Origin of the sequence: Mannheimia varigena, assembly GCF_013377235.1 — a bacterium.
GTDB classification, from domain to species: domain Bacteria; phylum Pseudomonadota; class Gammaproteobacteria; order Enterobacterales; family Pasteurellaceae; genus Mannheimia; species Mannheimia varigena.
On the sequence record NZ_CP016226.1, the window covers coordinates 1,285,255 to 1,309,843 of the forward strand.

Annotated in this window: 31 protein-coding genes; 10 read left to right on the forward strand and 21 right to left on the reverse strand. The window is 42.7% G+C overall.

Going from position 1 to position 24,589, the window contains the following annotated elements:
- On the forward strand, nt 1-681 hold the full coding sequence (locus A6B40_RS05980; protein WP_176671835.1) for a 3-keto-L-gulonate-6-phosphate decarboxylase UlaD: 681 nt from the start codon (nt 1-3) through the stop codon (nt 679-681).
- 59 nt (nt 682-740) lie between these two features.
- Here A6B40_RS05980 and A6B40_RS05985 read toward each other — a convergent pair whose 3' ends face one another.
- The 10 genes from A6B40_RS05985 to A6B40_RS06030 form a co-directional block, all read right to left on the reverse strand.
- On the reverse strand, nt 741-1,880 hold the full coding sequence (locus tag A6B40_RS05985; protein ID WP_176672330.1) for a glycerate kinase: 1,140 nt from the start codon (nt 1,878-1,880) through the stop codon (nt 741-743).
- Nucleotides 1,881-1,889: 9 nt separating this feature from the next.
- On the reverse strand, nt 1,890-3,269 hold the full coding sequence (locus A6B40_RS05990; RefSeq protein WP_176671836.1) for a GntP family permease: 1,380 nt from the start codon (nt 3,267-3,269) through the stop codon (nt 1,890-1,892).
- 121 nt (nt 3,270-3,390) lie between these two features.
- Nucleotides 3,391-4,485, reverse strand: a complete 1,095-nt coding sequence (locus A6B40_RS05995) for a CdaR family transcriptional regulator (RefSeq protein ID WP_112110246.1) — start codon at nt 4,483-4,485, stop codon at nt 3,391-3,393.
- A 100-nt stretch (nt 4,486-4,585) separates the two neighbouring features.
- Nucleotides 4,586-5,383 carry a cysteine ABC transporter substrate-binding protein gene (locus A6B40_RS06000; RefSeq protein WP_038644383.1) on the reverse strand — a complete coding sequence of 266 codons (798 nt, stop codon included), beginning with the start codon at nt 5,381-5,383 and terminating at the stop codon, nt 4,586-4,588.
- Between the two features lie 63 nt (nt 5,384-5,446).
- On the reverse strand, nt 5,447-6,178 hold the full coding sequence (locus A6B40_RS06005) for an amino acid ABC transporter ATP-binding protein (RefSeq protein ID WP_176671837.1): 732 nt from the start codon (nt 6,176-6,178) through the stop codon (nt 5,447-5,449).
- A gap of 1 nt (nt 6,179) precedes the next feature.
- Nucleotides 6,180-6,848, reverse strand: coding sequence for an amino acid ABC transporter permease (locus A6B40_RS06010; protein ID WP_025342061.1), 669 nt, complete (start codon nt 6,846-6,848; stop codon nt 6,180-6,182).
- A complete protein-coding gene (locus A6B40_RS06015) occupies nt 6,838-7,497 on the reverse strand; it encodes an amino acid ABC transporter permease (RefSeq protein ID WP_176671838.1) in 660 nt (219 codons plus the stop codon). The genes A6B40_RS06010 and A6B40_RS06015 overlap by 11 nt, the downstream gene beginning before the upstream one ends.
- 75 nt (nt 7,498-7,572) lie before the next feature.
- The gene (locus A6B40_RS06020) at nt 7,573-8,247 is read right to left on the reverse strand and encodes a glutathione S-transferase (RefSeq protein WP_236966860.1); all 675 of its coding nucleotides are present in this window, start codon (nt 8,245-8,247) and stop codon (nt 7,573-7,575) included.
- Nucleotides 8,248-8,331: 84 nt separating this feature from the next.
- A complete protein-coding gene (locus A6B40_RS06025) occupies nt 8,332-9,084 on the reverse strand; it encodes an esterase family protein (RefSeq protein WP_176671839.1) in 753 nt (250 codons plus the stop codon).
- Nucleotides 9,085-9,093: 9 nt separating this feature from the next.
- Nucleotides 9,094-10,284 (reverse strand): ATP-grasp domain-containing protein, encoded by a 1,191-nt coding sequence (locus tag A6B40_RS06030; protein ID WP_176671840.1) that lies wholly within the window; start codon nt 10,282-10,284, stop codon nt 9,094-9,096.
- Between the two features lie 304 nt (nt 10,285-10,588).
- On the opposite strand from A6B40_RS06030, the gene A6B40_RS06035 reads away from it, so the two are divergent.
- Both A6B40_RS06035 and A6B40_RS06040 read left to right on the forward strand, forming a co-directional pair.
- The gene (locus A6B40_RS06035; RefSeq protein ID WP_025248367.1) at nt 10,589-11,020 is read left to right on the forward strand and encodes a PAS domain-containing protein; all 432 of its coding nucleotides are present in this window, start codon (nt 10,589-10,591) and stop codon (nt 11,018-11,020) included.
- An 80-nt stretch (nt 11,021-11,100) separates the two neighbouring features.
- Complete coding sequence (locus A6B40_RS06040) at nt 11,101-12,657, forward strand: diflavin oxidoreductase (protein WP_176671841.1); 1,557 nt, start codon at nt 11,101-11,103, stop codon at nt 12,655-12,657.
- Nucleotides 12,658-12,723: 66 nt separating this feature from the next.
- On the opposite strand, the gene rpsQ is transcribed toward A6B40_RS06040, so the two are convergent.
- From rpsQ to rpsJ, 11 genes are read right to left on the reverse strand one after another with little or no spacing between them, the layout of a single operon-like run.
- A complete protein-coding gene (gene rpsQ / locus A6B40_RS06045; RefSeq protein WP_025218236.1) occupies nt 12,724-12,981 on the reverse strand; it encodes a 30S ribosomal protein S17 in 258 nt (85 codons plus the stop codon).
- Nucleotides 12,981-13,172, reverse strand: coding sequence for a 50S ribosomal protein L29 (gene rpmC, locus A6B40_RS06050; RefSeq protein ID WP_005711179.1), 192 nt, complete (start codon nt 13,170-13,172; stop codon nt 12,981-12,983). Before rpmC ends, rpsQ begins: the two co-directional genes overlap by 1 nt.
- Entirely contained in the window at nt 13,172-13,582 is a 411-nt protein-coding gene (rplP, locus tag A6B40_RS06055; protein ID WP_025218237.1) for a 50S ribosomal protein L16, read from the reverse strand. Before rplP ends, rpmC begins: the two co-directional genes overlap by 1 nt.
- 12 nt (nt 13,583-13,594) lie before the next feature.
- Entirely contained in the window at nt 13,595-14,299 is a 705-nt protein-coding gene (gene rpsC, locus A6B40_RS06060) for a 30S ribosomal protein S3 (RefSeq protein ID WP_025218238.1), read from the reverse strand.
- An 18-nt stretch (nt 14,300-14,317) separates the two neighbouring features.
- The gene (gene rplV / locus A6B40_RS06065) at nt 14,318-14,650 is read right to left on the reverse strand and encodes a 50S ribosomal protein L22 (protein ID WP_025218239.1); all 333 of its coding nucleotides are present in this window, start codon (nt 14,648-14,650) and stop codon (nt 14,318-14,320) included.
- A gap of 10 nt (nt 14,651-14,660) precedes the next feature.
- Nucleotides 14,661-14,936, reverse strand: a complete 276-nt coding sequence (gene rpsS, locus A6B40_RS06070) for a 30S ribosomal protein S19 (protein WP_005539416.1) — start codon at nt 14,934-14,936, stop codon at nt 14,661-14,663.
- Nucleotides 14,937-14,966: 30 nt separating this feature from the next.
- Nucleotides 14,967-15,788: a 50S ribosomal protein L2 gene (gene rplB, locus A6B40_RS06075; protein WP_025218240.1), complete on the reverse strand. Its 822-nt coding sequence runs from the start codon at nt 15,786-15,788 to the stop codon at nt 14,967-14,969.
- A gap of 18 nt (nt 15,789-15,806) precedes the next feature.
- Entirely contained in the window at nt 15,807-16,112 is a 306-nt protein-coding gene (gene rplW / locus A6B40_RS06080) for a 50S ribosomal protein L23 (RefSeq protein ID WP_025218241.1), read from the reverse strand.
- The gene (gene rplD / locus A6B40_RS06085; protein ID WP_025218242.1) at nt 16,109-16,711 is read right to left on the reverse strand and encodes a 50S ribosomal protein L4; all 603 of its coding nucleotides are present in this window, start codon (nt 16,709-16,711) and stop codon (nt 16,109-16,111) included. Before rplD ends, rplW begins: the two co-directional genes overlap by 4 nt.
- Nucleotides 16,712-16,726: 15 nt before the next feature.
- Complete coding sequence (rplC, locus tag A6B40_RS06090) at nt 16,727-17,353, reverse strand: 50S ribosomal protein L3 (protein WP_025218243.1); 627 nt, start codon at nt 17,351-17,353, stop codon at nt 16,727-16,729.
- Between the two features lie 25 nt (nt 17,354-17,378).
- The gene (rpsJ, locus tag A6B40_RS06095; protein ID WP_001181005.1) at nt 17,379-17,690 is read right to left on the reverse strand and encodes a 30S ribosomal protein S10; all 312 of its coding nucleotides are present in this window, start codon (nt 17,688-17,690) and stop codon (nt 17,379-17,381) included.
- A gap of 385 nt (nt 17,691-18,075) precedes the next feature.
- On the opposite strand from rpsJ, the gene A6B40_RS06100 reads away from it, so the two are divergent.
- From A6B40_RS06100 to tnpA, 7 genes are all read left to right on the forward strand, one after another.
- Nucleotides 18,076-18,729, forward strand: coding sequence for a TfoX/Sxy family DNA transformation protein (locus tag A6B40_RS06100; protein WP_025248369.1), 654 nt, complete (start codon nt 18,076-18,078; stop codon nt 18,727-18,729).
- A 139-nt stretch (nt 18,730-18,868) separates the two neighbouring features.
- On the forward strand, nt 18,869-20,263 hold the full coding sequence (gene fumC / locus A6B40_RS06105) for a class II fumarate hydratase (protein WP_025218245.1): 1,395 nt from the start codon (nt 18,869-18,871) through the stop codon (nt 20,261-20,263).
- A 118-nt stretch (nt 20,264-20,381) separates the two neighbouring features.
- Nucleotides 20,382-20,492 (forward strand): LPS translocon maturation chaperone LptM, encoded by a 111-nt coding sequence (gene lptM / locus A6B40_RS06110; RefSeq protein ID WP_025218246.1) that lies wholly within the window; start codon nt 20,382-20,384, stop codon nt 20,490-20,492.
- Between the two features lie 104 nt (nt 20,493-20,596).
- A complete protein-coding gene (gene lysA / locus A6B40_RS06115; protein WP_176671842.1) occupies nt 20,597-21,847 on the forward strand; it encodes a diaminopimelate decarboxylase in 1,251 nt (416 codons plus the stop codon).
- Nucleotides 21,848-21,859: 12 nt separating this feature from the next.
- Entirely contained in the window at nt 21,860-22,489 is a 630-nt protein-coding gene (locus A6B40_RS06120) for a glutathione S-transferase family protein (protein WP_176671843.1), read from the forward strand.
- A gap of 71 nt (nt 22,490-22,560) precedes the next feature.
- Complete coding sequence (tldD, locus tag A6B40_RS06125) at nt 22,561-24,006, forward strand: metalloprotease TldD (protein WP_176671844.1); 1,446 nt, start codon at nt 22,561-22,563, stop codon at nt 24,004-24,006.
- A 114-nt stretch (nt 24,007-24,120) separates the two neighbouring features.
- Entirely contained in the window at nt 24,121-24,576 is a 456-nt protein-coding gene (gene tnpA / locus A6B40_RS06130) for an IS200/IS605 family transposase (RefSeq protein WP_176671845.1), read from the forward strand.
- Nucleotides 24,577-24,589: the final 13 nt, after the last annotated feature.

The following is a 24,589-nucleotide window of genomic DNA, read 5'->3' on the forward strand; positions in this document are numbered from 1 at the left end:
ATGTCAAAACCATTACTGCAAATTGCATTAGATTCATTAAGTTTAGAAAAAGCGGTGGCAGATGCCAAACAAGCAGAAAGCCTGGTGGAAATTATTGAGTGCGGCACAATTCTTGCTTGTGCGGAAGGGATGAAAGCGGTTTCAACCTTGCGTGCCTTACACCCAAATCACATCATCGTGTGTGATTTAAAAACCACCGATGGTGGAGCGATTTTAGCAAAAATGGCGTTTGAAGCCGGGGCAGACTGGCTCACTGTTTCCGCGGCAGCTCACCCGGCAACCAAAGCTGCTTGCAAAAAAGTGGCTGATGAGTTCAATGCAGCTCACCCAGAACTCAAAGTGAAAAAAGAGATTCAAATTGAAATCTACGGCAACTGGACAGTTGAAAAAGATGCGAAAGAGTGGGTGGAATTAGGCGTAACCCAAGCGATTTACCACCGCTCTCGTGATGCAGAACTGGCAGGCAAAGGTTGGACAGCAGAAGATGTGGAATTAATGAAACAGCTTTCTAACTTAGGTTTAGAACTCTCTATTACCGGCGGTATCGTTCTGGAAGATATTCACTTATTCAAAGAGATCAAAAACGCTAAAGCATTCATTGCAGGCCGTGCGTTAGTGGGCGAAAAAGGTAAACAAACTGCCGAAGCGATTCGTGCAGAAATTGAGAAATACTGGAATTAATCTGTCTCTATAAAGGAAATTGAGTTCTAACTATCGCTAGAACTCAATTTTTTATTATCTTACTTCCCACCCGTTATTTTCCACAATCTCGCTATATTCTCCGCAGTCGAAATCAAATTTTCTTTACCAAGTTTTAGAGTATCTTCAAGGCTATTAAGCTGGCGAATAATCGGAAACACAGCATCAATGCCGTGTTGATAAACCACAGGGTAGTCTTCTCGTAAACAACCGACAATCGCAATTACAGACTTGTCAAACTGCTTAGCCGTTTTGGCAACGCCAATCGGGGTCTTACCTGCGATGGATTGAGCATCCATTCTGCCCTCGCCTGTAATCACCAAATCCGCATTTGCTACTTTTTCGGCAAGATGGGTTGCTTCAATAATAATTTTTACTCCAGAACGAAGCGTTACATTTGGTAGCAGTAATAATCCGCCCCCCATTCCGCCTGCCGCTCCAGCCCCTGCGGTATCGGCAATATTCACACCAAGCTGTTTCTGAGCTTGCTCAGCAAAATGGCGGAGAGCATTATCTAAGGTTTTGACCATCTCAGGTGTTGCTCCTTTTTGCGGGCCGAAAATGGAGGAAGCCCCACGCTCGCCACATAACGGATTATCCACATCACAAGCGACTTCAAAGGCGACTTGAGATAAACGTGGGTCTAAACCACTTAAATCAATCTGTTGAATTTGATTTAACGCTTCGCCGCCAAAGCCGATTTCTTGCTTTTCCGCATTGCGGAATGTTGCCCCTAAGGATTGCAACATTCCCACTCCGCCATCGTTAGTGGCACTGCCGCCAATGCCGAGAATGATTTTTTTCACGCCACAATCGAGAGCAGCTTTAATCAACTCGCCAGTGCCATAACTGGTGGTAATTAGCGGATTTCGCTCGTTGTGTGGCACAAGATGTAAGCCGCTTGCTGCCGCCATTTCAATAAAGGCGTTTTTTTTATCGCCCGACAATCCGAAAAAGGCTTCCACTTGGTTTGCAAGCGGTGCTTTTACGCTGATTTTTTGCAAATTACCTTGAGTGGCATCAATCAGCGATTGCACCGATCCTTCGCCACCGTCTGCCATCGGTACAAGTTCATACTCGGCATTTGGGAAAATCCGAGAGAAGCCCGTTTGAATTGCCTGAGCCACCTCTAAGGCAGTCAGGCTCTCTTTAAATGAATCGGGAGCAATTACAATCTTCATCATAATTCCTTACAACAACACTAATGAGAGAAGATACACAGTCAAAATACCGACTACGCCCATAATAAAGGTCAGCGTGGTTTGTGTGCGATAACCCTGTTGCGGCGTGAGTTTGGTAAAGTTAGTAACCACCCAGTAATAGCTATCGTTGGCGTGTGAGACACACATTGAGCCTGCCGCAATTGCCATCACAGTTAGAGCCGCTGCCATTTCGCTGGTTAAACCTAAGGCGTTCATTAGTGAATCCTGGGCGTTGAACATTCCCATAATAGAAGCAGTTGTAATAATCGCCACCGTTGAGCTGCCTTGTGCGGTTTTCAAAATAGCTGAAATCAAGAATGGGAAGAAAATGCCTGCGGTGCTGATAATGTGAGCGTTTTGTTTGATGTAATCCACAAAACCTGCTTGAGTAATCACATTACCTAACACGCCACCTGCTGCGGTAATGAATAGGATTGGTCCGACTAATTTCAAGGTATCGTTGGTTAAGCTGTCAAACTCTGCCATTTTACCGCTCGAAGCCAGTAAGAAAATCGCAAAGACGACACCAACTGCAAGAGCGATAATCGGGTTGCCGACAAACTGTAAGAATGTACCGAAATTACCACTTACACCTGCGATTTTAGCAATAGAGCCTAACGCCATTAAGATAATCGGTACAAAAATCGGGGCAAGGCTTAAAAAGCCACTCGGTAATTTTCCATAGTGTTTCAGTAAGTCTTCATAACTTTGGCTGATGATTTTATCCGCTTCCGCTTCTTCGCTAACCGAGACTTGTTTACCGATATATTTTGCAAAGAAGTAGCTGGCAATTAGCACAGGAATTGATACCACAACGCCCATTCCGATTACTAATAATAAGTTATGGCTTAAGCCCACTGCACCTGCTGCCGCAATTGGGCCCGGTGTTGGTGGAATGAAAACGTGAGCAGCATATAAACCGGCACTCAGTGCAACTGCCATTCCAACCGGATTTGCCAAGATTTTTTTACGAATCGCTTCACGGATTGGGTTTAACACCACAAAACCGCTATCGCAGAAGACAGGAATGCCGACCACCCAGCCCATAATGAGCATTGCAAGCTCAGGGCGTTTTTGCCCAACCACTTTAACTACCATATCGGCAAGTTTCAGGGCTGCTCCTGTTTTTTCTAAAATCGTTCCGATAATTGCCCCAAAGATGATGACAATCCCGATACTTTTAAAAGTGTTACTAAACCCTTCGCCGACAATAGACGGAATTTTCGCCAACGGTAAACCGGCTAATAGAGCCAATGCCAATGAAATCGACATTAATGCCAAGAAAGGGTGAACTTTCAGTTTGGCAATCATATAGATCATAATGATGATTGCCACCACAAAGGTGAGAATAAGTGCAATACCGGACATAATCAGTCTCCTCGTTGTAGAATAATCAACCCATTATTGGAGATCTGCCGGTAAAAATCTTTATATGAAATTTCAAAAAAATTTTAAAAACAACTACTTGTTTTGTATTTTTCTACAATTTTTACGATAAAACTGCACCAAGATAAAGCACAAATTTTTGTTCTATGTTATTTAAAGATAAGCCGGTAATCTGCTCGATCTTCTCTAACCTATAGCGTAGGGTATTTGGGTGGATAAACAATTTTTGTGCAGCGTGATCAAGATCACAATTTGCAAAAAAATAGTGGCGAAGGCTTTTCAGTAGTACCTGTTTTTTATCTGAATTCAGCAAGGCTTGGAAAGGGACAAGTAACGTTTTTGCTTCCCAAGATTGGCTAAAACTATGTAACAAAGCCGGTAATTTGAAATCTTCAAAATAAATAATCCGCTTACGGCTTTGGATCTGCTCAGCATAGTTAAGCGTATGGCGAGCGGTTTGGTATGAAATATTGGTTTGTGATAGATTTTCAACTGACAAACCGACCACCGTTTTAAAGGAAATATCAGGTTCCGCCAGTTTAGTTAAGGTATTACGAATTAGTGATTTATCATTGGATAAATTATTCAATAAAGCGATGGTATCTAAACTAATCACCGCAGTGAGCAATGTCGGGAAATGATGCTCAAAGAAATCGATCAAATGTTGCAATTTCTCAGCGGTTGGCGTATTAACTTTAATCAGTATCACCGACAGTGGTTTTGCAACATTTTGCTCAAAAAAGACCGCTTGTTCGTGAATTTCTGCCGTGCTGAGTGTACCTTTGAGCAAAGCTCGCACAAATTCTTCACGATAACGCCGTTGCCAACGTTCTTGTTCCAGCTCAAAGGCTTGTTGCATAATCAGCTCTGCCGCCATTTTCACTAACTGAGCATATTGGCGAATTTCTTGCGGTTGTCCTGAAATACCGATCACGCCCACAGTAGAACCGAGATAATGTAGCGGTAGGTTAATGCCTGCTTTTGCCTCGTAGTGCCACTGTTTTGCAAGATTTTCATCAATTTCGACCGCTTGATCTTGGCGCAATGCCAATACCGCCCCCGTATGCCGTTGCCCAATACGACTAGCATCGCCGGAAGCAATAATCACGCCTTCACTATCCATCACATTGACGGAGTTGGGAATAATCTGCATCGTGCGTTTTACAATACAGTCGGCAATCGCTCTGTTGATTTTCATAGCGTTTCCAATGTTTAAAACAAAAAATCCCTCTATTAAGAGGGATAAATCATCGTAGGGATAAATTTGCCCTCAAAATGGTAGGGCAGATTGTATCATTTTATTTTGCTAATAACTCTTCTTTCTCACCATACACCGGCACCAGCGTTTTTTGGTAAGCGGCTTTTAATTTGCCGTTTGCTTTGAAATCAGCAACCGATTTATTCACCGCCTCTAACAGCGTTTGATTGCCTTTTTGCACCGCCGGGGCAATGAACTCTTGCGGGCCTACGCTGCCGATGGCGACATCAAAATTCGGGTTCTCTTTTGCCCACGCCCAAAGTAGAGCGTTGTCGTGGGCTAATGCCACTCCACGACCATCTTTCAAGGCATCAAAGGTTTCGGTGTTTTGGTCAAATTTCAACAGCGTGATTTCAGGGTGATTTTTGCTGAAATATGCATCAGCAGTCGTGCCTTTATTCACCAACAAGGTTTTGCCTTTCAGTTGAGCAATGTCGGTAATCGGCGAACCTTTCGGGGAGATCACGCCCAGTGCTACGTTCATATAAGGGCTGGCGAAATCCACTACTTCCGCTCGTTGTGGAGTTTGGGTGAAGTTGGCTAACACCAAATCCACTTTGTCAGAACGCAGATATTCCACACGGTTTGCCGCTTCTGTCAGCACAAATTCCACTTTTTCCGGGCTGCCGAGTAAATCTTGGGCGATATCTTTGGCAATTTCCACATCAAAGCCTTGGTTTTTGCCGTTGGCATCAACGTATCCGAATGGCGGCTTATCGCCAAACACAGCAACACGAATCACGCCGTCTTGCTTGATTTGTGCCAAATCTTTCGCTTGTAAGCTGGCGGTTAAGCCTAGAGCCACAATGGCCGCAGTAATAATAGTGTTAAGTTTCATAGAAATCTCCTTCGTTGTGTTTGTAAATGTGTAAAAAATTTGATTTTTTTGACCGCTTGTCGGTTAGTAATCCATTCCGTGCAAGAACTGTTTGGCTCGTTCGGTTTGTGGACTGCGGAAAAACTGCTCCGGCGAGCTTTGTTCGATAATTTCCCCTTTGTCCATAAACACGATTCTGTCCGCCACCTTTTCCGCAAAGCCCATTTCGTGAGTGACGATCAGCATCGACATTCCCTCTTGAGCCAGCTCCAGCACCACATCTAGCACTTCTCGCACCATTTCGGGGTCAAGGGCGGCGGTAATTTCATCTAACAGCAGAATTTCCGGGTTCATACATAAGGCTCGCACAATCGCAATTCGCTGTTTTTGTCCGCCGGAAAGCTCTCGGGGAAAAGCGGTTTTGCGATCTAACAGCCCAACTCGAGCCAGCAAAACATCTGCCTGTTTTTCTACTTCGGTACGGCTGCGTTTTTGGGCTTTAAGCGGCCCGAGCAAAATATTGTCAATCACATTCAAATGGGCGAACAGTTCGTAACTTTGGAACACCATCCCGACTTTTTGGCGAGCCTGCTCCCAGCTAATATCCTTCCCAAATTCGCCCACCTTTTCCATTCGGATTGTGCCGCCTTGCTTCTCTTCTAAACCATTCACGCAACGCAGTAGGGTGCTTTTTCCACAGCCGGACGGCCCGAGAATCACCACCACTTCGCCTCTTGCAAGCTGAAGATTGAGGTTGTCGATTGCCACATTTTCGCCGTAAGTTTTATGTAAATTTTGGATTTCAAGCAGTGCCATTTTAACTTTCCCAACGTTTTTCCAGCCTAATCGCCAGCCACGAGAGCGGATAGCAAATTAAGAAATAGAGAATAAAGATCAGCCCATACACAAAAAACGAGGCATTCGGGCTGGTCAGCAGCGAGTTTTCGATAATTTGTTGCCCGATTTTTACCACCTCGATCACGCCAATTAATGCTGCCAACGAGCTGGTTTTTACCATTCGGGTAAACAGGTTAATCAGGCTTGGTAAAATGCGGCGAGTGCCTTGCGGCAGCTCAATCTGCCAGAAAATTTGGGCGTTGGTGAGCCCTAACGCTTTTGCCGATTCAATTTGGTGTTTTTCAATAGAGCCTAACGCCCCACGCACTAAATCGCCCATTTCTGCTGTTCCCCACAGCACAAACACCCAAACGCAAACCCAAAAGCCACTAATGTGCCACTGAAACCAAGTTGAAAGCCCAAAATAGAGCATAAACAGCCAAACTAAAATCGGCACAATGCGGACAGTTTCTAGCAAGATTTGGCATAATCCACGCACGATTGGAAATTTTGACCGCATCAGCAATCCAAACAGCGTGCCGCTAAATAGCGAAATCCCAACCGAGAGAAACGAAATTTGCACCGTGAGCCACAAGCCTTGCATTAAACGGGCGGCATTTTGCCCTTCAAACAGCCATTCAAACCCCATATTTCGCACTCCGCACTCGTTTTTCCGCCCAGCGAGCCAATAAAGAAATCGGCAATAAAATCACTAAATAGCTCAACAACAGTAGCAATAATGCCTCGTTGGTTTTGTAGTCCATTCCGATAATATCTTTGGTGACGAACATCAGCTCTGCCACCGCCACCGCACTGATAACCGAAGACTCTTTAATTAAAAACAGTACATTCGCCACTAATGCCGGCAAGGAAATCGCCCACGCTTGGGGCAAAATCACCGCATAAAATTGTTGCCACGCTGAAAGCCCTATCGCCTTTGCGGCTTCGCTCTGCCCTTTAGGCACAGCTTGAAGCCCGGCTCGCAACGCTTCTGCCATATAGCTTCCGCCTAAAAATGCGAGGGCAATCACACCACAAGTAAAACCGTCCCATTTAATGCCGATTTTCGGCAAGCCGTAGTAGAGAAAAAAGAGCTGAATCAACAGCGGCGTGTTGCGAGAAAGTTCTACATAGCCTCGAGCCAATAACATCAGCGGACGAATTTGGTAAGTCAGCACCACCGCCACCACTAGCCCGACTAAAAACGCTAACACAATGCCCCAAGCGGAAAGCTGCAACGTAATCACTGCCGCATCAATAAAACGAGGAATTGCCGCAAAAAAATAATCCCAATTCATTTTTGTTTCCTGAAATGAAGTTGGGATTACTTTAAGTCGTTTTGAGTAAATTGAAAAAGAATAAGCGGTTATTTTTTAGTTGATTTGGTTATATAACAAACTTGCCGATTTTTTGCTCTGCACGCACATAAGCGGGATTTTTCTCAATGCGAGCGACATACGCCTGAATATTTGGATAACCTTCCAACCTTTTTTCACCAGTGCTTGTAAAGGAAAGCCCATCATAATACCCGCACCGCTAAGTGTCTCGCCTAGAAACCATTGTTTACCACTAAGTTGTTGCTCAATATGGTCTAAATGCAATTTAAGTTGCGGAGTTAGATAACTTCCTTTTACGCTATCAACAATTTTTTGCACAATCGGTTTTACAAAAAATGGGACTTTGCGTTGCTCAATGCGGTTAAACACCAAAGACATCACCAAAAGAGGCATCAGTGAGCCTTCCGCATAGTGAAACCAGTAGAGATAATTAGGGTAATCATCGCTTTCTGGAGTAGGCTTAAATTGCTGTGTTGGATTATGGCGAGCAAGTAGATATTCCACAATCGCCCCACTTTCCGCCAATGTTAAGCTACCGTCTTGTAATACAGGCGATTTACCAAGTGGATGAATTTTCTTAAGAATTGCAGGAGCAAGGAAGGTTTCCTTATCCCGTTCGATAATTTCCAATTCATAATCTAACGCAAGCAACTCCAGCAACCAAGCGATACGGTAGGCCCTGGACTGTTTAAGGGCGTAGAGCTTTATCATTTTGATTCCTCCAATAAATCAATAACGATCAAGCGGTTATTTTTTGCAAAAAATTTACCAAAAATAACCGCTTGTGATCAGAAATTAAATAATGCCTTGTTCTTCCAGTTGGCCGAGGAAATATGGCATCTGTTTACGCCAGGTTGGCCAGTCATGATCGATATCGAAGCCCCAGTAATCGAACCAGGCATCAATGCCTTTGGCGTTGAAGGCTTCTTCTAGGCGGTGGGTATCTTCCACGTGCTGTTCTTCCCAAGCTCCTTGCCCTACGGAGATGATGTAGTGGTTTTGGCGGTAGCGATCTAAGAACCAATCATCGTTCATTCCCCAGACGTAATCAATCGGCGAGTTGAAGTACACCGCTTTGTCGCCATAAAATTCGCCGGTGAAGAAACGGGCATCATACACACCACTTAAGGCGATGGCGATGTCGAATAAATCTGGGTGGCGGAGGGCAAAGTTCACGGTGTGGAATGCCCCCATACTGCAGCCTGTTGCGATCATTGTGCCGTTCCATTGCGATTCGTGGCGGATTAACGGCACCAGTTCGTGAATGATGTAGCGGTCGTAAGCGTTGTGAGCTAAAGCTCGATCGTGGCCGGATTTGTGTTTGGAGAGCCACGATTCTGCATCGTAAGAGTCCGGCGTGTAGAATTTGATTAAGCCTCTTTCGATAAACGAGCGGCAGGCTTCGATCATTCCGAAATTGCCGTATTCATTTTGATTGCCGCCCGATGACGGGAACACGATCACCGGCTTGCCGGCGTGTCCGTACACGTTGAACGACATTTCTCTGCCTAACTCACCACTCCAGTGGCTTCTTCTTTCAAAATGCATAATGCCCCCTTATTGCTTAGCTTGAGCGAATTGAGCGATTTCACGCATCTGCTCCATTGTTTCAGTGCGAGCTAAAATGCCGTGTTCACCCATAATTTTAGCGAAAACGCCCGGTACGGTTTGTACGCTGATGATGTTACCTGCAAATTTTTCGCAAACCGCTTCAATGGAGTTCACATAGTTTTGGTTTGCTTTGCGTGAGATATACACCACGTTCCAAGGGTGTTGGATATCCGAGTAAAATTTGTTCTCTTTGACGATATTGGCGAACTCACGGAACACATCGAAATCGTTGGCATAGTTCCACATATCAATGGTTAAGCCACCCGGTGGACGGCAGTTGATTTCAAGCGGTAAGATTTCCTCTTTTTTTCCCTTCTCGCCTTTCACACGGAAAAATTCAAAGTGGAAGAAACGCTCTCTCACATTGAAAGCTTTCACGCACACTTTGCCCATTTCCACCAATTTTTCGGAAATTTCACGAGGCACATAATAGAACATATCGCCATCTTTCGAAACCGTATCTAACACCGCTTCGGAATATTCGAGGCTGGAGTAGAACACGATGTTGCCGTCACGGTCGGTTAAACCGTCAAAGGTGATGATGTCGCCGGCGATAAACTCTTCCATAATGTATTCCACATTCGGATTTTTGTAGCCAAAGAAGGCTTCTAATTCCTCAGCAGTTTTGATTTTGTAAGTATCGCTTGCCCCCACCCCTGAATTTGGCTTGATGATCACCGGGAATTTTAGCTGTTTAGCTAATTTGCGAGCATCTTCGGCATCTTTAAAGACACGCCCTTGAGCCACTTTTAGACCGGCTTTGCGGAACACTTCCTTCATTTGAGCTTTGGTTTTGATCGCCAACATATCATCAGATTTATAACCAAAAACGTTGAAATCGGTACGCAATTTTGCATCTAATTCCAGCCAGTATTCGTTGTGCGATTCAATGCGATCAATTCGCCCATATTTGTGGGCAAAATACGCCACTGCACGGTAAACTTGCTCGTAATCTTCCATATTATCGACACGATAATATTCAGTTAAATTGTTGCGTAGATTTTCGCTTAATTGCTCGTAAGGGGTATCAGCGATCCCAAGCGTATTAAAACCCGTTTCACGCAAACGAACAGCGAAAGTTTCAAAGTTCATTGGGAAATGAGGTGAAATCATCACAAAATTAAGTGGTCTAGACATAGGTTTTCCTTTCGAGTTTGCATATTATATATTCAATAAAGTGATTGTAGGCTAAATTAATTAAATTGCAAAATATATTCAAATGCACATATTTTTAACAAAAAACAAACCCAACCAACATATAAACAAACGAAATAAAACCAATATTTAACAATTAAATAACCTAATTAATTTAGTAGGTTATTTTTCACAAATTCGCACTATTTCTAATTTACATCACCGTAGCTATCTATTATGCTAATTACATTCATCAGTACTTATACTGGTAAATTACAACATTAATCTATCTAATGGGAGATTTAAAATGGCTGAACAAATTGTTCCTTCAAATGAAGCTATATTAAAAGCAGTACAAGATACCTTAGTAATTTCAACCACCGATTTACAAGGTGTAATTACTTACGCTAATGATCTTTTCTGTCGCTTAACAGGCTTTTCTCGCGAAGAATTAATCGGACAACCCCACAATATCGTTCGCCACCCTGCTGTGCCTAAAGCAGTTTATAAAGATATGTGGGATACTATTCAAGCAGGTAAAATCTGGACAGGTATCGTGCCAAACTGCGGTAAAGGTGGTGTAGTTTATGTTGTTGATACGACCGTTCAGCCTATGTTTGATGCTGCTGGCAATATCACAGGTTATATCAGTATTCGTCGTGTGATTAATGATTTAATGACGAACTTTGAAGCAGTAGAATCAGCAAAAGAAATCTTTGATGACTTCTACGGCGAATAATTAAAAATCTATGATTGCGTGTAAAGGAACCCCTCTTTTACACGCAATTTTTTATTCCTTTTTGTTTTCGAGGAGTTTTTATGTCTCTCATTACCCATATTCATATCGCCTATGGTTCGGAGTCTGGCAACGCAGAAAAACTTGCCCAACAGTTAGCCCAACAACCGTTTTTAAATCACTACTCAACGAGCCTTTCCACCCTTAATGAAACGGATTTAACCGCTTTCAACCCAAATACCCTATTGCTGATTTTAACCAGCTCATTTGGCGATGGCGAACCACCTGAAAATGCCGATGAATTTGCAGAAAAATTGGAAAATTTGACCGCTTGTAATGTGAAATATGCCATTTTTGGACTGGGTGATATTACTTACGATAAATTCTGCGGCTATAGCAAACAATTAGACTGCCTATTGTTGGCAAAACAAGCTCAAGCAATTATTGAAAGGGTTGATGCGGACTTAAATTACCAAGAAATTTTTAAACAATGGCTGCCACTTGTTGAACAAGCATTAGCTCAACCTAATGAATTTCCGATACCGCATCAACTTTCTGTTCAAGCGTATGGGGAAGAATCCACCTACCAAGCAGAAGTAATAGAAATTAAGCATCTCGCTCAATCAGAGCCTGCCGTTTATCACCTTCGCTTATCCCTTAAAGAGAGTAGCATTTTCTACCAAGCAGGGGATTTAATTTATGTAAAAGTAACACAACCTGATTCTCTATTGAGCGAATATGCAAATTGGTTTAATGATACCAACGCTATTGAACAATTGCGTCACAAAGAACTACGTCTATTAAGCAAAAACATATTACGTGATGTACAGAAAATTTGTGGTAGTGCGGAGTTAAAAGATCTAACTAAAATCTCTAATAAAAAGGCTCTAGAACAATACTTATATGGACACGACTTGCTTGATGTATTACGTGATTTTGATCCGAATAAAACCGTTACACTAGCAGATCTAGACACTATTCTGCCAAACCTATCCGCTCGTGCTTACTCCATCAGCTCTTGCGGAAAAACACACCCAGATTATGTTGATTTATGTATTCGCCACGTCTATTACCAGCTAGATGGTAGAGATTATCAAGGCACTGCAAGCAACTATTTAGCTAAATTACAAGCGGGTGATTTTGTTTCAATTTTTGCAAAAGCAAATCCAAATTTCCGTTTACCTGAAGATTTAACTGCTCCAGTTGTGATGATTGGTTCGGGTACAGGTATCGCGCCTCATATCGCATTCCTGCAAGCATTGGGAAGCCAATACTCAAATATTGAGAGCTATTTATTTTTCGGTGAACGTTATCGAGAGAAAGATTTTTTATATCAAAATGAGTTAGAACGTTATCTTGCTAATGGGATATTAACCCAGCTATTTACCGCATTCTCTCGTGATCAAGCAGAGAAGTTTTATGTACAAGATTCTCTAGCTGAGCAGGCAGAACTAATCTGGACATTAATTAAGAAAGGAGCTTACTTCTATATTTGTGGCAGCAAAGCAATGAGTAAGGCTGTTGATGCCGAACTTATCAAGATTGCAGATCAAATTGGTGGTGAAGCTTATATTGATGATTTCAATAATGTTATCGCAAGGCTAGTTGCAGAAGGTAGGCTAATGAGAGATGTGTATTAGTTCTAAATTTTATTAAATAAAAAAACCCAGCATATACGCTGGGTTTTTTACTATTTAAATAGTTAATTAAGCAATAATTGCTTTTTCAACTACACGAACTAAAGTCCAAGATTTAGTTTTTGAAACAGGACGACATTCCTTAATTTCAACAACATCACCTAATTTAGCTTCATTGTTTTCATCGTGTACGTGAAGTTTAGTAGTACGACGGATAAACTTACCATATAAAGGATGTTTAACTGTACGTTCGATAGCAACTACAAATGATTTGTCCATTTTGTCGCTAACCACTTTACCTTGTACTGTACGAATTTTATCAGTCATTATTCACCCGCCTTTTCGGTTAATACAGTTTTAACTTGTGCAATACTGCGACGCACTTGTTTTAACTGGTGGGTTTGTTGAAGCTGACCGGTGGCTGCCTGCATACGCAGTTTGAATTGCTCACCTAAAAGGTTTACTAATTCGCCATTCAGCTCTTCAACACTTTTGTTACGTAGTTCTTGAGCTTTCATTACATCACCGTTTTAGTTACAAATGTGGTTTTGAACGGAAGTTTAGCTGCTGCTAAAGCAAACGCATTGCGTGCAACTTCTTCAGAAACACCATCCATTTCATATAATACTTTACCCGGTTGGATTAAGGCTACCCAGTACTCAACGTTACCTTTACCTTTACCCATACGGACTTCTAATGGTTTTTCAGTGATTGGTTTGTCTGGGAAAACACGAATCCAGATTTTACCTTGACGTTTAACCGCACGGCTCATCGCACGACGAGCTGCTTCAATTTGACGCGCAGTTAAACGACCACGGCCAACCGCTTTTAAACCGAATGAACCGAAGCTCACTTCTGTACCACCCGCGATACCACGGTTACGGCCTTTGTGTACTTTACGGAATTTTGTGCGTTTTGGTTGTAACATTCAGTGATCTCCTTATTTACGACCTTTGCGAGCTGGCTTTTTAGGCTGTGCCGCTGGTTCTTTTTCAGATTCAATCACTGCAGCCATTCCACCAAGAATTTCACCTTTGAAGATCCACACTTTAACGCCGATTACGCCGTAAGTTGTGTGAGCTTCAGCTGTGCTATAATCGATGTCTGCACGAAGTGTATGTAGAGGTACACGACCTTCACGATACCATTCTGAGCGAGCAATTTCTGCACCACCTAAACGACCGCTAACTTCAACTTTGATACCTTTAGCACCTAATTTCATTGCGTTTTGAACCGCTTTTTTCATAGCACGGCGGAACATTACACGACGTTCAAGTTGAGAAGCGATGCTATCTGCTACTAATTTAGCATCTAGCTCTGGTTTTTTCACTTCAGCAATGTTGATTTGAGCTGGAACACCCGCAATTTTAGCAACTGCATTGCGTAATTTTTCAACATCTTCGCCTTTTTTACCGATAACGATACCCGGACGAGCTGTGTGAATAGTTACACGAATACTTTTTGCAGGACGCTCAATAGTGATGCGTGACACAGAAGCGTTCGCTAACTCTTTGTTTAAAAATTTACGTACTTTGAAATCGCCATCTAAATTATCAGCGAAATCTTGTGTATTCGCGAACCAAGTAGAGTTCCAAGGTTTAACAATACCTAGGCGAATACCATTAGGATGTACTTTCTGACCCATTTGTTATTCTCCACTTAATTAACGATCTGACACAACCACAGTGATGTGGCTTGTACGTTTTAAAATACGATCTGCACGACCTTTAGCACGTGGCATTACACGTTTCATGCTTGGACCTTCGTCAACGAAGATTTTAGCAACTTTAAGATCGTCTACATCTGCACCGTCATTGTGCTCTGCGTTCGCAATAGCTGACTCTAATACTTTCTTAACAAGATCTGCTGCTTTCTTGTTAGTGAAAGTTAAGATTTCTAATGCTTGCGCAACTTTTTTACCACGGATTAAGTCAGCAACTAAGCGAGCTTTTTGTGCAGAAGTACGAGCGTAACGATGTTTAGCAATAGTTTCCATCTTTTACCTCTTATTTCTTAGCTTTCTTATCTGCGGCGTGACCGCGGTATGTACGAGTCGGGGCAAATTCACCTAATTTATGACCGATCATTTCATCGGAAACATAAACAGGAACGTGCTGACGACCATTATGGACTGCGATGGTCAATCCAATCATTGATGGAATGATCATTGAACGACGGGACCAAGTTTTGATTGGTTTTTTATCCCCGCTTTCCACCGCCTTCTCTACCTTCTTCAACAAGTGTAGGTCAAGGAAAGGACCTTTCTTGAGGGAACGTGGCATTGGTGTTTACCTTTTAGTTAATGAATAAAATTATTTGCCACGACGACGTACGATGAATTTATCAGTACGTTTGTTGTGACGAGTTTTCTTACCTTTGGTTTGAACGCCCCAAGGTGTAACTGGGTGTTTACCGAAGTTACGGCCTTCACCACCACCGTGTGGGTGGTCTACCGGGTTCATCGCAGTACCACGAACGGTTGGACGAATACCTCTCCAACGGTTTGCACCTGCTTTACCAAGTACGCGAAGCATATGCTCTGAGTTACCAACTTCACCGATGGTCGCTGTACACTCAGCTAATACTTTACGCATTTCGCCTGAGCGAAGACGTAAAGTTACATAGTTACCTTCACGTGCGATAATTTGTACGTAAGCACCTGCAGAACGAGCGATTTGACCGCCTTTGCCTGGTTTTAATTCAACGTTGTGAACTGTAGAACCAACTGGGATATTACGCATTGGTAACGCATTACCTACTTTAATCGGAGCTGAAGCACCTGCTTGAATCGTATCACCAGCAGATAAACCTTTTGGTGCTAAGATATAACGGCGTTCACCATCTTTATAAAGAACTAATGCAATGTTTGCAGAACGGTTTGGATCGTATTCTAAACGCTCAACAACAGCTGGGATGTCTAATTTGTTACGTTTGAAGTCAATTAAACGGTAGTGTTGTTTGTGACCGCCACCGATGTGACGAGTCGTGATACGACCTAAGTTGTTACGACCACCAGTTTTAGATTTAGAATCTAAAAGTGCTGCAAAAGGTTTACCTTTGTGTAGCTCAGTGTTAACAACTTTAACTACGTGACGACGACCAGCGGAGGTCGGCTTACATTTAACGATAGCCATTTATTTTATCTCCTCTGATTACTCTGCTGCACCTTCAACGAAGTCAAGTGATTGACCTTCGGCAAGGGTTACATAAGCTTTTTTCCAGTCACTACGACGACCAACTTTAGCACCACGGCGTTTAGTTTTACCTTTAACTACTACAGTGCGTACAGAATCTACTTTTACTTCGAAAAGTTGTTCAACTGCGTTTGCAATTTCAACTTTGTTTGCATCTAATGCAACTTTGAATACGATAGTATTGCCTTTTTCTGCGTTGTTTGTCGCTTTTTCAGAGATATGTGGTGCTTTTAACACATTTAGCAAACGTTCTTGTTGAATCATGCTAACATCTCCTCAATTTGTTTTACTGCATCTACAGTAACAACCACTTTATCGAAAGCGATTAAGCTTACTGGGTCGATACCTTGAACATCACGTACATCAACTTTGTATAAGTTGCGTGCTGCTAAGAATAGATTTTCATCTACATTTGCAGTGATGATAAGAGCGTCAGTTAACGCCATATCTTTTAATTTTTGTGCTAATACTTTAGTTTTTGGTGCGTCAATTTCGAATTTCTCAACAACCACTAAACGGTCTTGACGAACTAATTCAGAAAGAATGCTTTTGATTGCACCACGGTACATTTTTTTGTTCACTTTTTGGCTGTGATCTTGTGGTTTCGCAGCAAAAGTGATACCACCTGAACGCCAGATTGGTGATTTGATATCACCAGAACGTGCACGACCTGTACCTTTTTGACGCCAAGGCTTTTTACCTGAACCAGACACTTCAGCACGAGTTTTTTGAGCACGTGAACCTTGACGAGCACCTGCTGCATACGCAACAACTACTTGGTGGATTAACGCTTCATTAAACTCACGTCCGAAGGTAGTTTCAGAAACAGTTAGTGCGTTTGCACCTACAACTTGTAATTCCATCTCTATCTCCTAGACTTATGCTTTAACTGCCGGTTTCACGATAACATCACCATTAGTTGCACCTGGAACGGCACCTTTAACTAATAGTAATTTACGCTCAACATCTACACGAACAACTTCAAGTGATTGAACGGTTACACGCTCAGCACCTAAGTGTCCTGCCATTTTTTTACCTTTAAACACACGACCTGGAGTTTGGTTTTGACCAATAGAACCAAGTACACGATGTGATAAAGAGTTACCGTGTGTAGCATCTTGAGTACGGAAGTTCCAGCGTTTAACACCGCCTTGAAAACCTTTACCTTTTGATGTACCAGTAACGTCAACTTTCTTAACATCTGTGAAGATGTCAACATTGATTTCTTGACCTAAAGTGAATTCTTCACCTTCAGTACGAAATTCCCATAAACCGCGACCAGCTTCAACACCTGCTTTCACGAAATGACCTGCTTCTGGTTTAGTTACACGGCTAGCTTTTTTAGAGCCAGTAGTAACTTGAATTGCAGAATAGCCATCGTTTTCAAGGGTTTTAACTTGAGTAACACGGTTGGCTTCGATTTCGATAACGGTAACTGGAATAGACACGCCGTCTTCAGTGAAAACGCGGGTCATACCAACTTTACGACCGATTAAACCAATCATTGTAATAACCTCTTAAAATTCCCAATTAACCTAGACTAATCTGAACGTCAACGCCAGCAGCTAGATCTAAACGCATTAATGCATCAACAGTTTTTTCTGTTGGTTCAACAATATCAACTAAACGTTTGTGAGTACGGATTTCATATTGGTCACGTGCATCTTTGTTCACGTGTGGAGAAATCAATACAGTGAAACGTTCTTTACGAGTTGGTAAAGGAATTGGACCACGAACTTGTGCACCAGTACGTTTAGCTGTTTCTACGATCTCCGCAGTAGATTGATCGATCAAGCGATGATCAAAAGCTTTTAAGCGGATACGGATTCTTTGGTTCTGCATTAGACCAGAGCTCCAATTAAAAAATTTAGCTAATAAAAAAACCAAACTACCACTTAATAAAAATATTAAGGGAGCTCAGTTAAACCTATATAGTTCCAAAATTAGGAACATTTTTACATTACAATATCTGTAATGTCATTTGATAAATGATTACATCAAATGGCGCAAATTAAATAGCAAAAAGACCTATTTAATTTTATAGCTTAGCCATAATACTCTATCTGCTCATTTCTAGCAAGTGATTTTTCCTTTTTTTGCTAAAACTTTTCGAGCGACTTCACAAATCTAGAAAATCCCTGTTGAAATTTAACTCATAACGGTATTTATTGTTCATGACACCTATGCTCTTTACTACTTGTATTGCCTTATTTAAGAAGGAGCTTCTATGCAAACAATTAATGAAATCAGAAAAGAAATCATCCCTTTATTTGAACCTATTATTGGAGAAATTCGTATAAAAACTTATTTTTCTTATTACGCAATATTTAAGAATAACTTCATGATCGCACTTTATCAAAACAAAGCCACATTTTTACGTATTTCTCAGTATGATATCGCTGATATATCTCAACACCCCAATACCTATAACTTATCAGATGATAAAATTGGGTTACAAAGTAGAAAATTTCATTTTATCCCTAGTTCTATTTTATCTGATACCAGAAAGTTCAGTTCATTAATACGATCGACAATAAACGAACTAGAGTCGGAAAAGCAAAAAACAAATAAAAAGCGCTCGACGCAAATTCGCAATCTTCCTAATATGAACTTAAAATTGGAAAGGATGCTAAAGAAAGTTGGCATAAATTCAATACAAGATTTTATTCAGATCGGTTACATATCTACATTTATCAGGCTTACTCTTCACGGATTTGAACCAACAGAAGATCTCCTATTCAAACTAAATGGTGCATTAAATCATCAATATATTTATACTTTTACCTATCAACAAAAATTGGGATTAATGCAAGAAGCAAATGATGCTTTATATGCCTCTGGTTTAAGAAAAAGATTTAATACCAATCATTTAATAATGTGATCCACATCATAAAATAGTAAAAAACCAATGAGGAATTGCTTTTGTTGGTTCCTTTCTTTTTCCTTTCTATGCTAGTATTTATCATACCTCTAAATAATTAGGGCTTATTGATTTAACTTTTTAAAAATTAGGAGTAAATATGACATTCCGTATCGAAAAAGACACAATGGGCGAAGTGCAAGTTCCTGCTGATAAATATTGGGCAGCACAAACAGAACGCTCACGCAATAATTTCAAAATCGGACCTGAAGCCTCAATGCCGGCTGAAATTATTGAAGCCTTTGGTTATCTGAAAAAAGCGGCAGCCTATGCAAACCACGATCTCGGCGTACTAGCGGTCGAAAAACGCGATTTAATTGCAAAAGCGTGCGATGAGATTTTGGCGAACCAGCTCGATGACCAATTCCCGCTGGTGATTTGGCAAACCGGTTCCGGCACGCAGTCGAATATGAACGTGAATGAAGTCGTGGCAAACCGTGCTCACGTTATTAACGGTGGCAAGCTAGGCGAAAAATCGATTATTCACCCGAACGACGATGTAAACAAATCCCAATCTTCTAATGATACCTACCCAACAGCAATGCATATTGCGGCATATAAAAAGGTGGTTGAACACACCCTTCCTTGTGTAAAACGCTTACAAAAAACCTTGGCGGACAAAGCTGAAGCGTTCAAAGATGTGGTGAAAATCGGGCGCACTCACTTAATGGATGCGACCCCGCTCACACTTGGTCAAGAGTTCTCTGCTTATGCAGCTCAATTAGCATTTGGCATTAAAGCGTTAGAAAATACTCTACCTCACTTGCGTGAACTGGCACTAGGTGGCACTGCGGTAGGTACAGGCTTAAATACACCAAAAGGCTATGATGTGAAAGTGGCAGAATATATCGCTAAATTCACCGGTTTACCATTCGTCACGGCACAAAACAAATTTGAAGCCTTAGCCACCCACGATGCGATTGTGGAAACCCACGGTGCATTAAAACAACTTGCAGTTTCACTCTACAAAATCGCTAACGATGTTCGCTTACTGGCTTCAGGTCCTCGCTCCGGTATCGGCGAAATCTTAATTCCGGAAAACGAGCCGGGTTCATCGATTATGCCAGGCAAAGTCAATCCAACCCAATGCGAAGCAATGACGATGGTTTGTGCTCAAGTATTAGGTAACGATGTAACTATCTCATTTGCAGGCACACAAGGTCATTTCCAGCTTAATGTGTATAAACCAGTAATGGCGTTCAACTTCCTGCAATCGGCACAGCTGCTGGGCGATGCGTGCGTGTCGTTCGACGAACATTGTGCGGTCGGCATCGAGCCAAACTACCCACGCATTAAGCAACAGCTCGATCAATCACTGATGTTAGTTACTGCATTAAATACCCATATCGGCTATGAAAATGCAGCGAAAATTGCGAAAACAGCTCACAAAAACGGCACAACCTTAAAAGAGGAAGCGATTAACTTAGGTTTAGTTACCGCTGAACAATTCGATGAATGGGTTCGCCCGGAAGATATGGTTGGCAGTTTAAAATAAACTGAAAATACTGTGACGTGATTTACACCTCAATCTATTCAGATTGGGGTGTAATTTTTTATAGATAGGGCAGTTATTTTGTTTTAGAATGAAACATCTTTTTTAAATGGAAAAACCAATGAAAAAACTACTCTTAATCACCTTAATAGCAACCCTAGGCTTAAGTGCGTGCGGCGTAAAAGGCCCACTTTACTTCCCTGAGTCAGCACCTAAACACGAACAAAAATAATAGTTGCAAGCGGTTACTTTTTACTTAAATTTTGCAAAAAATCTCAGAAAAATGACCGCTTTTAACCTCTTTCTTTAAGAATCCTCAAACACAACAGGCTTTCAATGAACCATTTTGAATATAAAAACAACCAACTTTTTGCGGAAGATGTGGCGATTGCCGACATCATCGCTGAACACGGCACGCCGGCTTACATCTACTCTCGAGCCACCCTCGAACGCCACTGGCATGCTTTTGACAACGCTTTTGGCTCACACCCACATTTAGTCTGCTTTGCGGTGAAATCAAACTCAAATATCGCCTTATTGAACGTGATGGCTCGCCTCGGTTCAGGCTTTGATATTGTGTCGCAAGGCGAATTGGAGCGTGTGCTTGCCGCTGGGGGCGATCCTGCCAAAGTGGTTTTCTCTGGCGTGGCGAAATCGCACACCGAAATTCAACGTGCGTTAGAAGTGGGGATTCGTTGCTTTAATATCGAATCCATTTCCGAGCTTCACCGCATCAACGAAGTCGCCGGCAAATTAGGCAAAATCGCCCCAATTTCCCTGCGTGTAAACCCAGATGTGGACGCCCACACTCACCCATACATCTCAACAGGACTAAAAGAGAACAAATTCGGCGTGAGCGTGACCCAAGCTCGTGAAGTGTACCGTTTAGCGAAAACCTTACCAAACGTGAAAATTACCGGAATGGACTGCCACATCGGCTCGCAATTAACCGAATTGCAGCCTTTCTTAGATGCGACCGACCGTTTGATTGTGCTAATGGAACAGCTGCGTGAAGATGGCATTGAGCTACACCACCTTGATTTAGGCGGCGGCTTAGGTGTGCCTTACAACGGCGAAGAACCGCCTCACCCAACCGAATACGCTAAAGCGTTGCTGGAAAAACTCAAAGGCTACAAAAACCTTGAAATCATCATCGAACCGGGGCGTGCAATTACCGCAAACGCCGGTATTTTGGTGACTAAAGTGGAATATTTAAAACAGAGTGAAGACCGCAATTTTGCGATTGTCGATACCGGAATGAACGATATGATTCGCCCGGCACTTTATGAAGCCTATATGCAAATTACTGAAGTGGACAAAACCTTAAGCCGTGAAAAAGCGGTTTACGATGTGGTCGGTCCGATCTGCGAAACTTCCGATTTCTTAGGCAAACAGCGTGAACTCGCTGTCGCCGAGGGAGATTTAATCGCAATGCGTTCGGCAGGGGCTTACGGTGCGGCAATGTCTTCCACCTACAACTCTCGCCCACAAGCAGCGGAAATTATGGTGGACGGTAACCAAGCTCACTTAATCAAAGCCCGAGCAACCTTTGCCGATTTATGGCGTTTGGAAAAATTATTACCTTAAGAGGACATCAAAATGAAATTATACGGTTTAGTGGGTGCGTGTTCATTTGTGCCACACGTGGCGTTAGAGTGGGTAAAACTGCACGCGAATCAAGATTACGAATTTCAAGCGGTTAGCCGTGAATTTATCAAATCACCTGAATTTTTAGCCCTTAACCCTCGTGGTGCCGTGCCGCTATTGGTTGATGGCGATTTAGCACTTTCGCAAAACCAAGCCATTTTGCACTATTTGGACGAACTTTATCCCGAAGTCAAACTGTTCGGCAGCAAAACCGCTCGTGATAAAGCTAAAGCTGCTCGCTGGTTAGCCTTTTTCAACTCGGACGTACATAAGGCCTTCACACCGCTTTTCCGTTTATCGAGCTATGCGGCAGATAATGAAGAACTGACGAAAATGATTCGCCAACAAGCTGCCGAGCAAGTATTAGAGCTGCTTACGGTTGCGAACGATCACCTCGAAAATCACATTTTCTTTGGTGAAACGATTTCCGTGGCAGACGTGTATCTCTACATTATGCTTAACTGGTGCCGCCGCTTAGGTTTGGACTTCTCTCATCTGTCCCAACTTTCTGCCTTTATGCAACGAGTGGAAGCAGATAAAGGCGTAGATAATGTGAGAAGCCAAGAGGGCTTAAAGGGTTAATCTTCATCGCAAATAGGTTAGACGGTAGATTTTGTGTTAAAATCTACCGTCTTTTATTTTTAGGAATCACAATGTTAAACAACGTGTCAAACAGCCTGCTTGCCCCAAGCGGACTGGAACTCTCTCATTTAAGCAACGTCTTAGACCACTTCTCAGGGCGTGATATTGATTACGCCGATCTCTATTTTCAACTCAGCCAAGATGAAAGCTGGAGCTTGGAAGACAGCATTATCAAAGAGGGCGGATTTTATATCGACCGTGGCTTCGGCGTACGTGCGGTGTCGGGCGAAAAAACCGGCTTTGCCTATGCCGACCAAATCACCCTCAAACAGCTTGAGCAGTGTGCCTTAGCCGCTCGCTCCATCAGCCCGACAAACGGTCAATTATCGGTAAAAAATTTCAAAAAAACGACCGCTTGCCCACGCTATCTGGCAATCAATCCGCTGGATACCATTAGCCGTGAGCAAAAAGTTGAGTTGCTGCATTTGGTGGATAATATCGCCCGAAAAGAAGATCCTCGAGTGATTCAGGTGAACGCCAATTTATCAGCGGTTTACGAAGAAATGTTAGTGGCAGCCACCGATGGCACTTTGGCGGCAGATATTCGCCCGTTAGTGCGGTTATCCATTTCCGTGTTGGTGGAACAAAACGGCAAGCGTGAGCGTGGCTCGGCTGGAGCTGGCGGACGCTTCGGCTTAACGTGGTTCTTAGCTCCGAACGAAAACGGTTTGGTGCGTGCAGAGGCTCTCGCTAAAGAAGCAGTTCGCCAAGCGTTGGTGAATTTAACCGCAATTCCTGCACCGGCAGGCACAATGCCGATTGTACTCGGTGCTGGCTGGCCGGGCATTCTACTGCACGAGGCTGTCGGACACGGCTTAGAGGGCGATTTCAACCGTAAGGAGTCCTCTCTCTTTACCGGCAGAATCGGGCAAATGGTGACCTCCGAGCTTTGTACGATTGTCGATGACGGCACGGTACCTGATATGCGTGGCTCCATCACCGTTGATGACGAGGGCGTGCCGAGCCAACGCAACATATTGATTGAAAACGGTATTCTGAAAGGCTATATGCAGGATAAACTCAATGCTCGCTTAATGGGCGTTGTTCCAACCGGCAACGGTAGACGAGAGTCCTACGCCCATTTACCAATGCCTCGAATGACCAACACTTACCTCACCGAAGGCAACCACGAATTTGAAGAGATGATCGAATCGGTCGAATACGGCTTATACGCCCCACATTTCAGTGGCGGACAAGTGGACATCACTTCGGGCAAATTCGTGTTCTCCACCGCCGAAGCCTACTTAATCGAAAAAGGCAAAATCACCAAACCGGTGACAGGTGCTACCCTGATCGGCAGCGGCATTGAAGCGATGCAACAGGTATCAATGGTCGGCAAAAAAATGGAACTCGACCCCGGCATCGGCACCTGCGGCAAAGAAGGGCAATCCGTGCCGGTGGGAGTCGGACAACCTACCGTGAAATTAGATAAGATTACGGTAGGGGGAAGAGGGTAAAATTTTGTGATATTGCTCGAAAAATCAAACATCTCTGCTTGATACCTTGCACGCTGCAGCGTACAAGGTTAAGCATAAGTCAGTCCCTCTGGGACTGATAGATAAGGGGGAGTAATGAGTTATACACGAGCAATTTATCATATTATTTTTCGTACAAAATCAGGTGTGCCAGCGATTAGCGAAGAACACGAAACAATACTCTATACGTTTATTTGGCAATTTGTGAAAAAGCGAAAATCGGTGCTATATCGTATAAATGGAATGCCTGATCATATTCATCTATTAGTTGATCTCCACCCTAAAATTGCCATCGCTGATTTTGTACAGCAGCTAAAAAATGCAACACATCTTTTATTAGAACGGCATAAAACGGAATTTCCGTTTTTTACCTCGTGGTCTGCTGGCTATTGTGCATTGACGTATAGTGGGCGAGATAAACAACAGATTTTAAATTACATTAAAAATCAAAAAACACATCACAAAAATCACGATTTTTTAAATGAAATCAAACAGTTAATGACCGAAAACGGCATTAAAATCAATGAGCAGTTTTTTGAAAAAGATCTTTAATTTACCAGTCCCA

Bases quoted from the DNA above. Each gene is read 5' to 3' on its own strand.
- A6B40_RS05980 (WP_176671835.1), top strand. From the start codon at position 1: ATGTCAAAACCATTACTGCAAATTGCATTAGATTCATTAAGTTTAGAA.
- A6B40_RS05985 (WP_176672330.1), bottom strand. From the start codon at position 1,880: ATGAAGATTGTAATTGCTCCCGATTCATTTAAAGAGAGCCTGACTGCC.
- A6B40_RS05990 (WP_176671836.1), bottom strand. From the start codon at position 3,269: ATGTCCGGTATTGCACTTATTCTCACCTTTGTGGTGGCAATCATCATT.
- A6B40_RS05995 (WP_112110246.1), bottom strand. From the start codon at position 4,485: ATGAAAATCAACAGAGCGATTGCCGACTGTATTGTAAAACGCACGATG.
- A6B40_RS06000 (WP_038644383.1), bottom strand. From the start codon at position 5,383: ATGAAACTTAACACTATTATTACTGCGGCCATTGTGGCTCTAGGCTTA.
- A6B40_RS06005 (WP_176671837.1), bottom strand. From the start codon at position 6,178: ATGGCACTGCTTGAAATCCAAAATTTACATAAAACTTACGGCGAAAAT.
- A6B40_RS06010 (WP_025342061.1), bottom strand. From the start codon at position 6,848: ATGGGGTTTGAATGGCTGTTTGAAGGGCAAAATGCCGCCCGTTTAATG.
- A6B40_RS06015 (WP_176671838.1), bottom strand. From the start codon at position 7,497: ATGAATTGGGATTATTTTTTTGCGGCAATTCCTCGTTTTATTGATGCG.
- A6B40_RS06020 (WP_236966860.1), bottom strand. From the start codon at position 8,247: ATGATAAAGCTCTACGCCCTTAAACAGTCCAGGGCCTACCGTATCGCT.
- A6B40_RS06025 (WP_176671839.1), bottom strand. From the start codon at position 9,084: ATGCATTTTGAAAGAAGAAGCCACTGGAGTGGTGAGTTAGGCAGAGAA.
- A6B40_RS06030 (WP_176671840.1), bottom strand. From the start codon at position 10,284: ATGTCTAGACCACTTAATTTTGTGATGATTTCACCTCATTTCCCAATG.
- A6B40_RS06035 (WP_025248367.1), top strand. From the start codon at position 10,589: ATGGCTGAACAAATTGTTCCTTCAAATGAAGCTATATTAAAAGCAGTA.
- A6B40_RS06040 (WP_176671841.1), top strand. From the start codon at position 11,101: ATGTCTCTCATTACCCATATTCATATCGCCTATGGTTCGGAGTCTGGC.
- rpsQ (WP_025218236.1), bottom strand. From the start codon at position 12,981: ATGACTGATAAAATTCGTACAGTACAAGGTAAAGTGGTTAGCGACAAA.
- rpmC (WP_005711179.1), bottom strand. From the start codon at position 13,172: ATGAAAGCTCAAGAACTACGTAACAAAAGTGTTGAAGAGCTGAATGGC.
- rplP (WP_025218237.1), bottom strand. From the start codon at position 13,582: ATGTTACAACCAAAACGCACAAAATTCCGTAAAGTACACAAAGGCCGT.
- rpsC (WP_025218238.1), bottom strand. From the start codon at position 14,299: ATGGGTCAGAAAGTACATCCTAATGGTATTCGCCTAGGTATTGTTAAA.
- rplV (WP_025218239.1), bottom strand. From the start codon at position 14,650: ATGGAAACTATTGCTAAACATCGTTACGCTCGTACTTCTGCACAAAAA.
- rpsS (WP_005539416.1), bottom strand. From the start codon at position 14,936: ATGCCACGTTCCCTCAAGAAAGGTCCTTTCCTTGACCTACACTTGTTG.
- rplB (WP_025218240.1), bottom strand. From the start codon at position 15,788: ATGGCTATCGTTAAATGTAAGCCGACCTCCGCTGGTCGTCGTCACGTA.
- rplW (WP_025218241.1), bottom strand. From the start codon at position 16,112: ATGATTCAACAAGAACGTTTGCTAAATGTGTTAAAAGCACCACATATC.
- rplD (WP_025218242.1), bottom strand. From the start codon at position 16,711: ATGGAATTACAAGTTGTAGGTGCAAACGCACTAACTGTTTCTGAAACT.
- rplC (WP_025218243.1), bottom strand. From the start codon at position 17,353: ATGATTGGTTTAATCGGTCGTAAAGTTGGTATGACCCGCGTTTTCACT.
- rpsJ (WP_001181005.1), bottom strand. From the start codon at position 17,690: ATGCAGAACCAAAGAATCCGTATCCGCTTAAAAGCTTTTGATCATCGC.
- A6B40_RS06100 (WP_025248369.1), top strand. From the start codon at position 18,076: ATGCAAACAATTAATGAAATCAGAAAAGAAATCATCCCTTTATTTGAA.
- fumC (WP_025218245.1), top strand. From the start codon at position 18,869: ATGACATTCCGTATCGAAAAAGACACAATGGGCGAAGTGCAAGTTCCT.
- lptM (WP_025218246.1), top strand. From the start codon at position 20,382: ATGAAAAAACTACTCTTAATCACCTTAATAGCAACCCTAGGCTTAAGT.
- lysA (WP_176671842.1), top strand. From the start codon at position 20,597: ATGAACCATTTTGAATATAAAAACAACCAACTTTTTGCGGAAGATGTG.
- A6B40_RS06120 (WP_176671843.1), top strand. From the start codon at position 21,860: ATGAAATTATACGGTTTAGTGGGTGCGTGTTCATTTGTGCCACACGTG.
- tldD (WP_176671844.1), top strand. From the start codon at position 22,561: ATGTTAAACAACGTGTCAAACAGCCTGCTTGCCCCAAGCGGACTGGAA.
- tnpA (WP_176671845.1), top strand. From the start codon at position 24,121: ATGAGTTATACACGAGCAATTTATCATATTATTTTTCGTACAAAATCA.